We start from the raw sequence: 12,169 nt of genomic DNA on the forward strand, positions 1-12,169 counted from the left end.
TTCGGGGTGGCCTTATTTCGTGAGGACGAAGCCCTTGAGCTTGCCGAAGGCCTGGTCGAGCAGCGCCTTCTGCTGCTCCTGGTGCAGGTGGGCATAACCCACCGCCGGCGAGGCCGAGAAGGGCCTGCCGGCATAGCCCAGGCGCTGGCCTTCGAGCATGTTCTCGTGGATGTAGTGCTGCACGAAGAACCAGGCGCCCTGGTTCTGCGGCTCGTCCTGGCACCAGGTGATCTCGGTCGCGTTGGGGTACTTCTTAAGCTCGGCGGCAAAGGCCTTGTGCGGGAAGGGATAGAGCTGCTCGACGCGCAGGATGGCAACGTCGTGCACCTTCTTCTCGGCCCGCTTCTTGACCAGGTCGTAATAGACCTTGCCCGAGCAGGCGATGACCCGCTTGACCTTGGCCGCGTCGATCGTCGCGTCCAGCTCGCCGATGACGGTCTTGAAATCGCCCTTGGTGAACTCGACCAGCGGCGAGGTCGCGTCCTTGTTGCGCAGCAGGGACTTGGGCGTGAAGAGGATCAGCGGCTTGCGGAAGGGCCGCACCATCTGCCGGCGCAGCACATGGAAGATCTGGCTGGCGGTGGTCGGCTGCACCACCTGCATGTTGGTGTCGGCCGAGAGCTGGAGGAAGCGCTCGATGCGCGCCGAGCTGTGCTCGGGGCCCTGCCCTTCGTAGCCGTGCGGCAGCATCAGGGTCAGGCCGTTGGAGCGGCCCCACTTCACCTCGCCGGAGGCAATGAACTGGTCGATCACGACCTGCGCGCCGTTGACGAAGTCACCGAACTGCGCCTCCCAGATCACCAGGGTGTTGGGCTCGGCCGCGGCGTAGCCGTACTCGAAGCCCAGCACCGCCTCCTCCGACAGGATGGAGTCGATCACCGTGTAGGGGGCCTGGCCGTCGGCCACGTTCTGCAGCGGGATGTAGGTGCCGGTGTCCCACTTCTCGCGGTTCTGGTCGTGCAGCACCGCATGGCGGTGGGTGAAGGTGCCGCGGCCGCAGTCCTCGCCCGAGAGGCGCACCGGGTAGCCCGAGGCCACCAGCGAGGCGAAGGCCATGTGCTCGCCCATGCCCCAGTCGACATTGATCTCGCCGCGGCCCATGGCGGCGCGGTCGGCCAGCACCTTCTCGACCAGGGGATGCACCTTGAAGCCCGCGGGCACGGTGGTGATGCGCTCGGCCAGGCGACGGAACTCGGTGACGGGGATGGCGGTGTCGGCCGCATCCGTCCACTTCTTGCCGAGGAAGGGCGACCAGTCGACCGCGTACTTGCTCTTGAAGTTGGTCAGCACCGGGTCGATGGTGTGCTTGCCCTCGTCCATCGCGGCGCGGAAGGCCTTGACCATCTCGTCGGGCGCGCTGGCCGGGATCACACCCTGGGTGACCAGCTTCTCCGCATAGAGCTTGCGGGTGCCGGGATGGGCCGCGATCTTCTTGTACATCAGCGGCTGCGTCAGGCTGGGCGTGTCCTGTTCGTTGTGGCCCAGCTTGCGGAAACAGACGATGTCGACGACGACGTCCTTGTTGAATTGCTGGCGGTAGTCCAGCGCGAGCTGCGTGGCCAGCACGACGGCTTCCGGGTCGTCGCCGTTCACGTGCAGCACCGGGGCCTCGATCATCTTGACGACGTCGGTGCAGTACAGGGTCGAGCGGCTGTCGCGCGGGTCGGAGGTGGTGAAGCCGATCTGGTTGTTGATGACCAGGTGGACGGTGCCGCCGGTGTAGTAGCCGCGGGTCTGCGCCAGCGCCAGCGTCTCCATCACCACGCCCTGGCCGGCGAAGGCCGCATCGCCATGCACCAGCACCGGCAGCACGGTGTCGCCTTCCTGGTCGCCGCGGCGGTCCAGGCGGGCCTTGACCGAGCCTTCGACGACCGGATTGACGATCTCCAGGTGCGAGGGGTTGAAGGCCAGGCTCAGGTGCACCGGGCCGCCGCGGGTGGTGACGTCGGACGAGAAGCCCTGGTGGTACTTCACGTCGCCGGCGGTCAGCTCCTCGGGCGCGGTGTGGTCGAACTCGGCGAACAGGTCCTTGGGCATCTTGCCCAGGGTGTTGACCAGCACATTCAGCCGGCCGCGGTGGGCCATGCCGATGACGATCTCCTGCACGCCGACTTCGCCAGCGCGGTTGACCAGCTCGTCCATCGCGGCGATGAAGCTCTCGCCGCCTTCCAGCGAGAAGCGCTTCTGGCCGACGTACTTGGTGTGCAGGTAGCGCTCCAGGCCTTCGGCCGCCGTCAGGCGGTTGAGCACATGGACTTTCTGCTCGGCCACGAAGGCGGGCTTGCTGCGGATGCTTTCGAGCTTTTCCTGCCACCAGCGCTTTTCGGCCGGCTCGGTGACATGCATGAACTCGGCCCCGATGGAGCCGCAATAGGTTTCGCGCAGGGCCTGCAGGATCTCGCGCAGGGTCTGCTGCTCGGCCTTGGTGAAATAGGTGTTGGTGGCGCTGAACGTGATGTCCATGTCGGACTCGCTCAGGTCGTAGAAGGCCGGCTCCAGCTCGGGAATCTTCGGCCTTTCCTGGCGCTTGAGCGGGTCGAGGTCGGCCCAGCGCGCGCCCAGCGTGCGGTAGGCAGCGATCAGCGACTGGACATGGACCTGCTTGCGGGCGACCGCCAGTTCGGCGGCGCTGGCCTTGACGGCGAAGGCATTGGCCTTGGCCCGCTGTGCGAAGGATTCGATGACGGGCGCATGGGCCACGTCGCGGCTCTCGCTGCCATCGACCGCCGGCACGTTCTGCAGCGCGTCGAAGTAGCTACGCCAGTTGTCGGGCACCGAGCCCGGATTCAGGAGGTAGGCCTCGTAGAGCTCCTCCACGTAGGGCGCATTGCCCCCGAACAGGTACGAGTTGGACCTGTAGTGCTGCATCATCTTTCGCTCACCTTTCGCGCCGGCTTCCGGCACTCTGGCTGGTTGGAAAACCTTCCGCGACACGGCTTGACCGCTTGGCGGATTGCGACCCGCCTTCGGCTTTCTCGCTGGAAAGCCCGCAAGGGGACGGGAAGGACCCTCGAATCACCAAATCAATGTAGCACCCGCCCCTGACGCGATCATTTCGACTTGCTGCGGTCGAACGGTCCGTCGATTCTGGGAAACCCGAGGCTGGACGGCTGTCAAGCCGGCCCGCCGTGTCTTTTCCGCCTCACTGGGGCCGGCCGCTGACCGGCGGCTGGTCGCGCACCGGCACGAAAAGCTCGCCCACGTCGACCGCGTCGAAGCGGTAGGCCGCGCCGCAGAACTCGCAGCCCACCTCGGCCTCGCCGCGCTCGGCGATGAGATCGTCCATTTCCTCGCGGCCCAGGCTGCGCAGCATGGCGCCAACCCGCTCGCGCGAGCAGCGGCAGGCAAAGCGCGGCGCCTGCTCGCCGACCAGGGGCTCGAAGCGGCGCAGGTCTTCCTCCCAGAACAGGCGGCGCAGCACGGTCTCGGCGTCCAGGGTCAGCAGTTCCTCGGGCGTCAGCGTCGAGGCCAGGTGGGCGATGCGGGTGTAGGCCTCGCTCAGGCCGATCTCGTCCTCGCGGGCCGCGCGCTCCAGATTGCCCTCGCCTTGCACCGGCAGGCGCTGGATCAGCAGGCCCGCGGCCAGCTCGCCGTTGGCGGCCAGGATCAGCTTGGTGTCGAGCTGCTCGGACTGGAGCATGTAGTGCTCCAGCACCTCGCTGAGCCGGTGCAGCGGCTCGCCGCGGTCGCCGTGCAGCGGCACCACGCCCTGGTAGGGCTGCTGGCCGGGCAGTCGGTCGGCCGGGTCCAGGGTGATCGCGCAGCGGCCCTTGCCCCGGGCATTGACCATGGCCGGCAAGCCGGCGTCGGGCGGCAGCTCGCCGTTCAGGGTGGCGGTGGCGCGGAATTTCAGCTCGGGCTGCACCTCGACCACGGCCAGCTTGACCGGCCCGTCGCCATGGATCTGCACGACCAGCGCGCCGTTGAACTTCAGGTTGGCCTGCATCAGCACGCCGGCTGCGGCCAGCTCGCCGACCAGGCCGGTCAGCGGCGCCGGCCAGCCACCGGCCGAGGCGCGCACGGCCTGCAGAGCCTGCCAGCCCTCGGTCAGGCGCACCAGCATGCCGCGCACCGGCAGGCCCTCGAAGATGAATTTGTGCAGTTCGCTCATGGTTCAGGCGGGCTTGAAGCCGTCGTCGCCGGCCGCCGGCGTGTCGATGCGCTGCAGGCCTTCGCGGAAGCGGCGACCCCGGTCCACATAGGACGCGGCCGAACGCGCGATGCCGGCCTGCTCGGCCTCGGTCAAAGGCCGCACGGCCTTGGCCGGCGAGCCGAGGATGAGCTGCCCGGCCTCGAAGACCTTGCCTTCGGTGACCAGCGCGCCCGCGCCGACGAGGCAGCGCGGCCCGATCACCGCGCCGTTCAGCACCACCGCCTGGATGCCGACCAGCGCCCCGGCGCCGATGCGGCAGCCGTGCAGCATGGCCTGGTGGCCGATGGTCACGCCGTCCTCGATCACCAGGGGGTGGCCGAGGTCGGTGTGCAGCACCACGCCTTCCTGCACATTGCTGCCCGCGCCGATGGTGATGGGCTCGTTGTCGCCCCGCGCCACCACGCCCGACCAGACGCTGCCGCCCGCGCCGACCGTGACCGCGCCGATCAGCTCGGCACGCTCGGCCACATAGGCCTCGGGGTGAACCTGGGGCGCCCGCCCCTCGAATCGGTACAAGGCCATCGCCGCACAATCTCCGCGCGCGGCGTGCTGCCGCGCAAAGCCCCGGATTCTAGAGAGGCCCCTCGCAGCCGCCCCCCGCCATCCCGGCCTGCCCCTGCCCGCCTTGCCTGCCCCGCCCCTGCCCATGCCGTCCCATCTCCCGGCCCCGCCGCCCGATGAGCTGCGCCAGGCGGCCCGCCACGCGTGGGCCGAACCCGACCCGGCCCGCAAGGCCGCCCTGGCCCGCGCGCTCGCCGCGGCGTCCGCCGCCGGCCGGCTGCCGCTCGACCCGCATCGGCCCCTGCCCGCCCCCGCCGAGCGTCCGGGCCAGCCCGAGCGGCCGCGCCTGGTGCCGCCCAAGCAGGTGCCGCAGCGCTCGCTCGCCACGCCGGCCGGCCGTGCGGCGCTGCTGCATGCCATTGCCCACATCGAATTCAATGCCATCAACCTGGCCCTGGACGCCGCCTGGCGCTTTCCGGGGCTGCCGCCGGACTACTACCGCGACTGGCTGCGGGTGGCCGGCGAGGAGGCCCTGCACTTCAGCCTGCTGGTCGAGCACCTGGCCGATCTGGGCACGGCCTACGGCGACTTCGATGCCCATGACGGGCTGTGGCGCATGACCGCCGCCACCGCCCACGACCCGCTCGCCCGCATGGCCCTGGTGCCGCGCACGCTGGAGGCCCGCGGCCTGGACGCGACCCCGCCGCTGCAAGCCAAGCTGGCCCGCGCCGGCGACGCCCGGGCGGTGGCCATCCTCGACGTGATCCTGCGCGACGAGATCGGCCATGTCGCCGTCGGCAACCGCTGGTACCGCCACCTCTGCGCGCTGCAGGGCCTGGACCCGGTGGCCGCCTACCCGGAGCTGGTCGCCCGCTACAAGGCCCCGCGGCTGCGCGGGCCCTTCAACTTCGATGCCCGCAGCGCCGCCGGCTTCAGCGCCGAGGAACTGGACGCCCTGGCCGCAAGCGACGGGCCCGACCCCGCCGCAGCGGCCGGCTGAGACCGCCGCCCGGCAGGCTCAGGCCGCCACCGCCTCCGGCAGGCCGAAGAGCGCGCGGGTGTTGTCCCGGCTGGCCTCGGCCACGGCCTCGACCGACAGGCCCTTGAGCTGGGCGATCTGCGCGGCCACATGCGGCACATAGGCCGGCTCGTTGGTCTTGCCACGGTAGGGCACGGGGGCGAGGTAGGGGCTGTCGGTCTCGATCAGCAGGCGCTCCAGCGGCAGCGCGGCGGCCACCTCGCGCAGCTCCCGGGCATTCTTGAAGGTCAGGATGCCGGACAAGCTGATGTAGAAGCCCAGCTTCAGCGCGGCCTCGGCCACGGCCTGGCTTTCGGTGAAGCAGTGGAAGACGCCGCGCAGCGGATGCGCGCCGGGCGCGGCAGCCTCCTCGCGCAGCAGGGCCAGCGTGTCCTCCGAGGCGCTGCGGGTGTGCACGACCACCGGCAGGCCGGTGGCGCGCGCGGCGCGCAGGTGCACGCGAAAACGCTCGCGCTGCCAAGCCATGTCGGCCACGCTGCGGCCTTCGAGGCGGTAGTAGTCCAGGCCGGTCTCGCCGATGGCGACGATCTTCGGCCGCGCGGCCAGAGCCAGCAGGGTGTCGAGGTCGGGCTCGCGCACGCCCTCGTTGTCCGGATGCACGCCGACGGTCGCGAACAGTTGCGGATGCTGTGCGGCCAGGGCCTGCACCGCATCGGCCTCTTCCAGCGTGGTGCAGATGCAGATGGCCTGCTCGACGCGGGCGGCGCGCATGGCGTCCAGCACCTCGGGCAGGCGCTCGCGCAGGCCGGGGAAGTTCAGGTGGCAGTGGGAATCGATGTACATCGTGCGGAGCCGCCGCGGGCGGCCCGGGGGCTCAGAGCGTCTGGGTGGGCTTGGACGAGGCGATCAGGGTGCCGAGGATCTCCTCGATGCGGATGCGCAGCGCCCGCCCCTCGTCGTCGGGCGGGAAGGCGATGCCCACGCCCTGGGTGCGGCCGCCCGGCGCACGCGGCGGCGTGATCCAGGCCACCGGGCCGCTGAGGCGGCGCGGGTGGACCTCGTCGGGCAGGGTCAGCATCAGCGTCAGGCGCTCGCCCAGGCGCAACGCCCGGCCGGTCGGCACGAAGATGCCGCCTTCGCTGAGGAAAGGCAGGTAGGCCGCATAGAGCGCCGGCTTGTCGCGGAAGACGAGCTGGATCGCGCCGGCCTGCAGCGGGCCGTGCAGGGTCAGGGCCTCGGGCAGCGGGGCCAGGCCGGACAGCAGGGTGCTCGGCAGCTCGCTGTCCGATGCCGGGGGCTGAAGGGGCTCGCCGCTCATGACCGCGAGTTTAGGGGGGGTGGTGCCGCCGCATCGGCCAGGGCCCGGCGGCCCTCGGCCAGCAGGGCCTCCAGCGCCAGCGCGGCATGCCAGGGGTGCTCGGCCTGGCGGGCTTCGCGGCGCAGGCTGCGGGCCCAGTCGCTCAGCACCCGCAGGGCCTGCGGCGAACCGCCGGCCGGCCCCAGGCTGTCGGCCGGGAAGAAGCGCGGGGCGGCGCCCAGCACGCGGCACATGCGGTCGTGGCAGAGCTTGAGCAGGGCATCGATCAGCAGCGGCAGCGGCAGCTCGGCCAGGCGGGCGCTGCGGCCGGCGCGCACCTCCGCCGGCAGCTCGCGCCAGAGCGTCGCATCCAGGCCCTGCCCGGCGCGGCCCAGGGCCTCGAAGGGCGCGCCGCCGGCGGCGGCCAGCAGCAGGCCGGCGGCCTCGGGCGACTGGCCCTGGGTTTCGAGCCAGGCCTGGGCCTGATCGGCGGGCGGCAGGCCAAGGCGCAGGCTGCGGCAGCGGCTGCGCACGGTGGGCAGCAGTCGCTGCGGCGCCGCGCTGCTGAGCAGGAAGCGAAAGCGCGGCGGTGGCTCCTCCAGCGTCTTGAGCAGGGTGTTGGCCGCCACCGCATTCATGCGTTCGGCCGGATGCACCAGCACGACCTTGGCCCCGCCGCGCGAGCTGGTCTGCTGCGCGAAGGCGACCGCGCGGCGCAGGGCCTCGACGCGGATCTCGCGGCTGGGCTTGCGGCTGGACTTGCCGCCGCCGTCCTCGGCCGGCGGGGCGGCATCGGCCTCCTCGCCGCTGCCCCAGCCCAGCTCGCCCTGCAGGGCTTCGGGCAGCAGCAGCAGCAGGTCGGGATGGGTGCCGGCGCGCAGGGTCTGGCAGCCGGGGCAATGGCCGCAGGCGCGGCCGGCGGGCCGGGCGGGGCCGGGCGCGGTCTCGCACAGCGCCGCGGCGGCCAGGGCCACCGCCAGCTCATAACTTCCGACGCCGGCCGGGCCGTGGATCAGCAGCGCTGGCAGCTCGCCCAGGCCCTGGGCCCGGGCGAAGGCCGCGTCCAGCCAGGCCGGCAAGCGCCCACCGGGCAGGCCCAGCGCCGCGCCGGTCGGAGCCGCCGCGGCCTCGGGCCGGGCCGCCGCCGGGCGCGCGGCGCGGGCGGGGGAACGCGATGCCGTGGCCATGCCGGGGCGGGCCGCGCTCAGAGGCCGCGTGCGTCGAGCACGCGGGCGATCTGGGCGGCGACGGCCTCGCGCGGCGCATTGGCCTCGATGCGGGCAAAGCGCTGCGGCTCGGCCGCTGCGCGTGCGGCATAGCCCTCGCGCACGCGGGTGAAGAAGGCCTGGTCCAGGGCCTCGAAGCGGTCGGGCGCGCGGGCGCCGGCCAGGCGCTCGGCGGCGAGCGCGGGCGCCAGGTCGAACCACAGCGTCAGGTCGGGCTGGCGCAGGCGGCCCGGCGCGTCGGCACGGGCCTGCACCCAGCCCTCCAGCGTGCGCAGCAGGGCCAGGTCGAAACCCCGGCCGCCGCCCTGGTAGGCGAAGGTGGCATCGGTGTAGCGGTCCGACAGCACGACGGCGCCGCGCGCCAGCGCCGGCTCGATGCACTGCTGCAAGTGGTCGCGCCGCGCGGCAAAGACGAGCAGGGCCTCGGTCAGCGGGTCCATGGCCTGGTGCAACACCAGCTCGCGCAGCGATTCGGCCAGCGGCGTGCCGCCCGGTTCGCGCGTCGTCACCACCTCGCGGCCGGCGGCGCGGAAGCGCTCGGCGATGCCGGCGATGTGGCTGGACTTGCCGGCACCGTCGATGCCTTCAAAGCTGAGGAAGAGACCGGTCGGCGCAGGCTGGCTCATGGGGGGGCGGAGGATGCGGAGGAAGGCGAAGCCGGTCGCGACGCGGCCGGCGCAAGCTGGAAGCGCCGGACCGCGCGATTGTGCGCGTCGAGGTCGGCGCTGAATTCGCTGCTGCCATCGCCGCGGGCGACGAAGTAGAGCGCGGGCGTGGCCTCGGGCTGCACGGCGGCGCGCAGGGCCTCGCGGCCGGGCAGCGCGATCGGCGTGGGCGGCAGGCCGGCCCGGGTGTAGGTGTTCCAGGGCGTGTCGGTTTCCAGGTCGCGGCGGCGCAGGTTGCCGTCGAAGGCCGGGCCGAGGCCGTAGATCACCGTCGGGTCGGTCTGCAGCCGCATGCCGATGCGCAGGCGGTTGACGAAGACGCCGGCCACGCGGCCGCGGTCGGCGGGCTGGCCGGTCTCCTTCTCGACGATGGAGGCGAGGATCAGGGCCTCGTCGGCGCTGCGCAGCGGCAGGTCGGGCGCGCGGGCGGCCCAGGCCTCGGCCAGCACCTGCTGCATGGCGCGATGGGCGCGGCGCAGCACGTCCAGGTCGGCGCTGCCGCGGCTGTAGGTGTAGGTGTCGGGGAAGAAGCGGCCCTCGGCCGGCTGGCCGGGCGCGCCGAGCGCGGCCATCAGCGCGGCCTCGTCAAGGGCGGCGGTGTCGGGCCGCAGGGCCTCGGCGGCGGCCAGGGCGGCGCGCATCTGGCGCACCGTCCAGCCTTCGCCGATGCGGACGGCGGCCAGTTCCTCCTCGCCGCGCACCATCTTGCCGAGCAGCTCGGCGCCGGTGGTGCCGCGCGCGATGGCATAGCTGCCGGCGCGGATGCGGCCGGCCTCGCCCGACCAGCGGAAGCCCTCGTACAGCAGGCGGGCCGGCAGCTCGACGCCGGCTTCGGCCCAGGCCCGCGCGACCTGCTGCGGGCTGCGGCCGGGCTCGATGCGCACGGCAACGCGATCGGCCGCCAGCGGCAGCGCGCGGTGCTGCCAGGCCTGCACTGCCAGCGCGGCCAGCAGGGTGGGCAGCAGCACCAGCATCAGCAGCACGATGAAGCCGGTGCGCCGCAAGCGGCCCCGGGCGGCCGCAGGGGGGCTGCGGCGCAGGAAGGGCCGCAGCGGCCGGATCGGGATCATCGGCTCATGATAATCAGGGCATGAACCTGCAAGCCCCTGCTGCTGCCGTCCAGCCTGACGGCGTGTTGCGCCTGCCCCGCACCGCGGTGATCGTCGCCGAGGGCGCCGACGCCGCGAGCTTCCTGCACGGCCAGCTCAGCAACGATGTGGCCCGGCTCGGCGCCAGCGAGGCCCGGCTGGCCGCCTACTGCTCGGCCAAGGGCCGGATGCTGGCCAGCCTGCTCGTCTGCCGCCCGGGTCCCGACACCCTCTGGCTGGTGCTGGAAGCCACCCTGCTGCCGGCCACGCTCAAGCGCCTGTCGATGTTCGTGCTGCGCGCCAAGGCCAAGCTGCGTGACGGCAGCGGCGAGCTGACCGTGCTGGGCCTTGCCGGGCCGACGGCCGCCCGGGCGCTGGCCGACGCCGGCCTGGGCGAGACGGCCGCGGCCGACCAACCTGCCCGCGCCTGGGCCAGCGCCGCGGTCGACGACGACGGCGCCCGGCTGCTGCGCCTGCCCTCGGCCCGCTCGGCGCCGCTGGCGGCCGACTGCCCGCGCGCGCTGTGGATCGGCCCGACCGCGCGCGCCGAGGCCTGGCTGGCCGCCCATCCCGCCCTGGCCGCCGACACCTGGGACTGGCTGGAAGTCGCCAGCGGCGTGGTGCCGGTGCAGGCGGCGACGGTCGAAGCCTTCGTGCCGCAGATGCTGAACTACGAGCGGGTCGGCGGCGTCGATTTCCGCAAGGGCTGCTACCCGGGCCAGGAAGTGGTGGCCCGCAGCCAGTACCGCGGCACGCTCAAGCGGCGCGGCCAGCGCATGGATGCCGATGCGCCGATGGCGGTGGGCGCCGAGATCTTCGCGGCCGACGACCCCGGCCAGCCCGCCGGTGTGGTGGCTGCGGCGGCGCCGCGGCCCGACGGCGCGGGCTGGAGCGCGCTGGTCGAGGTGAAGCTCGCCGCGCTCGACGGCCCGGGCCTGCACCTGGGCGCGGCCGACGGCCCGGCGCTGCGCCTGCTGCCCCTGCCCTACCCTTTGCCGGCCGAGGCCGAATGAGCGGCGCCGCCCCGCCGGGCGTCGAGCGCTACCTCTACTACCGCGTGCCGGACGCGGCCGCCGACACGCTGCGCGCCATCCTGCTGGCCGAGCAGGCGGCGCTCTGCGCTGCCCATCCGGGGCTGGAGGCAAGGCTGCTCGAACGGGTGGACCCGGCAGCCGGCCAGCGCACCTGGATGGAGATTTACCGCCGAGCCGGCGCCGGGCTGGACGAAGCCCTGGCCGCGGCCATCGAAGCGCGGATGGCTGCGCACTGCGCGGCGGCCGGCGTGGGCGGTCGGCACCTGGAGGCCTTCCGCGCGCTGCCGCCATGTGCCTGATCGGCCTGGCGCTGGATGCGCACCCGCGCTTCCCGCTGCTCATCGCCGCCAACCGCGACGAGTTCCGCAGTCGCCCGACCCAGGCCCTGCACTGGTGGACCGATCGCCCACCGGGCGCGGTGCCGGTGCTGGGCGGGCGCGACCTTCAGGCGGGTGGCGGCTGGATGCTGCTCTCGCCGCAAGGCCGCCTGGCCCTGCTGACCAATGTCCGCGCGCCGGCCTGGCAGCGGCCCGAGGCCCGCAGCCGCGGCGAGCTGCCGCTGGGCTGGCTGGAAAGCCGTGCTGAAGCCGAGGCCTGGGCCGCCGCCCATCCGCCGGCGGCGCACAACGGCCACAACCTGCTGCTGGGCGTGCTCGATCCCGCCGGCCGCGGTGCCGGTCGCTGGCATGCGCTGCAAGCCGGCCACGGCGCCTTCGCGCCCGGCCTGCAAGCCCTGGGGCCGGGGGTGCATGGCGTGTCGAATGCCGCGCTGGACACGCCCTGGCCCAAGCTGCGAAGGCTGAAATCGGCCTTGGCCGAGGCCCTGGCGGGCCTGCCGCGGCAGGCGGCCGAGGACCTGCCGCCCGAGGCCACCGACGACGACGCGGCCGAGACCCTGGCCCGGCAGCTCTTCACCGCCCTGGCCGACACGCACCCGGCCGATCCTGGCGAACTGCCTTCGACCGGCGTGTCGCCGGACTGGGAACGCTGGCTCTCGCCCTGCTTCATCCGCACGCCGGACGGGCGCTACGGCACGCTCAGCTCCTCGGTGCTGCTGCTGGAGCGGCGGGCGGGCGGCAGCCGCCTGCTGTGGATCGAGCGCAGCCATGCGGCCGAGGCCGGTGCGCCGGCCCGCGAGCGGCGCATCACCCTGCCCTGGCCGCCCGGCCCGGCTGCGCTGCCGCAGGTGGAGGAGGTGCCGCAGGGCCCGGTCCGCTGAGGCCGAT

Annotated in this window: 12 protein-coding genes; 4 read left to right on the forward strand and 8 right to left on the reverse strand. The window is 73.2% G+C overall.

The features are described 5' to 3' along the window. Positions 1-12: 12 nt before the first annotated feature. The 3 genes from JI742_RS08910 to JI742_RS08920 all read right to left on the reverse strand — a co-directional run bounded on the left by JI742_RS08910 (position 13) and on the right by JI742_RS08920 (position 4,675). On the reverse strand, positions 13-2,871 hold the full coding sequence (locus tag JI742_RS08910) for a 2-oxoglutarate dehydrogenase E1 component (protein WP_201825710.1): 2,859 nt from the start codon (positions 2,869-2,871) through the stop codon (positions 13-15). A gap of 271 nt (positions 2,872-3,142) precedes the next feature. Then, positions 3,143-4,111: an Hsp33 family molecular chaperone HslO gene (gene hslO / locus JI742_RS08915; RefSeq protein ID WP_201825712.1), complete on the reverse strand. Its 969-nt coding sequence runs from the start codon at positions 4,109-4,111 to the stop codon at positions 3,143-3,145. 3 nt (positions 4,112-4,114) lie between these two features. Continuing rightward, the gene (locus JI742_RS08920) at positions 4,115-4,675 is read right to left on the reverse strand and encodes a gamma carbonic anhydrase family protein (protein WP_201825714.1); all 561 of its coding nucleotides are present in this window, start codon (positions 4,673-4,675) and stop codon (positions 4,115-4,117) included. Positions 4,676-4,799: 124 nt separating this feature from the next. Here JI742_RS08920 and JI742_RS08925 point away from each other — a divergent pair, with 124 nt between their 5' ends. Next, positions 4,800-5,654: a ferritin-like domain-containing protein gene (locus JI742_RS08925; protein WP_201825716.1), complete on the forward strand. Its 855-nt coding sequence runs from the start codon at positions 4,800-4,802 to the stop codon at positions 5,652-5,654. Between the two features lie 18 nt (positions 5,655-5,672). Here the strand turns inward: JI742_RS08925 and JI742_RS08930 are convergent, their stop codons facing one another. From JI742_RS08930 to mltG, 5 genes are read right to left on the reverse strand one after another with little or no spacing between them, the layout of a single operon-like run. Continuing rightward, positions 5,673-6,476, reverse strand: coding sequence for a TatD family hydrolase (locus JI742_RS08930; protein ID WP_201825719.1), 804 nt, complete (start codon positions 6,474-6,476; stop codon positions 5,673-5,675). A 31-nt stretch (positions 6,477-6,507) separates the two neighbouring features. Continuing rightward, positions 6,508-6,951, reverse strand: coding sequence for a PilZ domain-containing protein (locus tag JI742_RS08935; RefSeq protein ID WP_201825721.1), 444 nt, complete (start codon positions 6,949-6,951; stop codon positions 6,508-6,510). Next, positions 6,948-8,117, reverse strand: coding sequence for a DNA polymerase III subunit delta' (gene holB / locus JI742_RS08940; protein WP_201825723.1), 1,170 nt, complete (start codon positions 8,115-8,117; stop codon positions 6,948-6,950). The genes JI742_RS08935 and holB overlap by 4 nt, the downstream gene beginning before the upstream one ends. 17 nt (positions 8,118-8,134) lie before the next feature. Beyond that, complete coding sequence (gene tmk, locus JI742_RS08945) at positions 8,135-8,782, reverse strand: dTMP kinase (protein WP_201825725.1); 648 nt, start codon at positions 8,780-8,782, stop codon at positions 8,135-8,137. Further along, entirely contained in the window at positions 8,779-9,891 is a 1,113-nt protein-coding gene (gene mltG, locus JI742_RS08950) for an endolytic transglycosylase MltG (protein ID WP_286184133.1), read from the reverse strand. The genes tmk and mltG overlap by 4 nt, the downstream gene beginning before the upstream one ends. Before the next feature lie 20 nt (positions 9,892-9,911). On the opposite strand from mltG, the gene ygfZ reads away from it, so the two are divergent. The 3 genes from ygfZ to JI742_RS08965 are packed head-to-tail and all read left to right on the forward strand — an operon-like array spanning position 9,912 to position 12,162. Beyond that, complete coding sequence (ygfZ, locus tag JI742_RS08955; RefSeq protein ID WP_201825727.1) at positions 9,912-10,922, forward strand: CAF17-like 4Fe-4S cluster assembly/insertion protein YgfZ; 1,011 nt, start codon at positions 9,912-9,914, stop codon at positions 10,920-10,922. Further along, positions 10,919-11,242, forward strand: coding sequence for a DUF4936 family protein (locus tag JI742_RS08960; RefSeq protein WP_201825730.1), 324 nt, complete (start codon positions 10,919-10,921; stop codon positions 11,240-11,242). Before ygfZ ends, JI742_RS08960 begins: the two co-directional genes overlap by 4 nt. Beyond that, the gene (locus JI742_RS08965; RefSeq protein WP_201825732.1) at positions 11,233-12,162 is read left to right on the forward strand and encodes an NRDE family protein; all 930 of its coding nucleotides are present in this window, start codon (positions 11,233-11,235) and stop codon (positions 12,160-12,162) included. The genes JI742_RS08960 and JI742_RS08965 overlap by 10 nt, the downstream gene beginning before the upstream one ends. Positions 12,163-12,169 lie beyond the last annotated feature (7 nt).

The sequence above is a fragment of the Piscinibacter lacus genome (assembly GCF_016735685.1).
Lineage (GTDB): Bacteria > Pseudomonadota > Gammaproteobacteria > Burkholderiales > Burkholderiaceae_C > Aquariibacter > Aquariibacter lacus.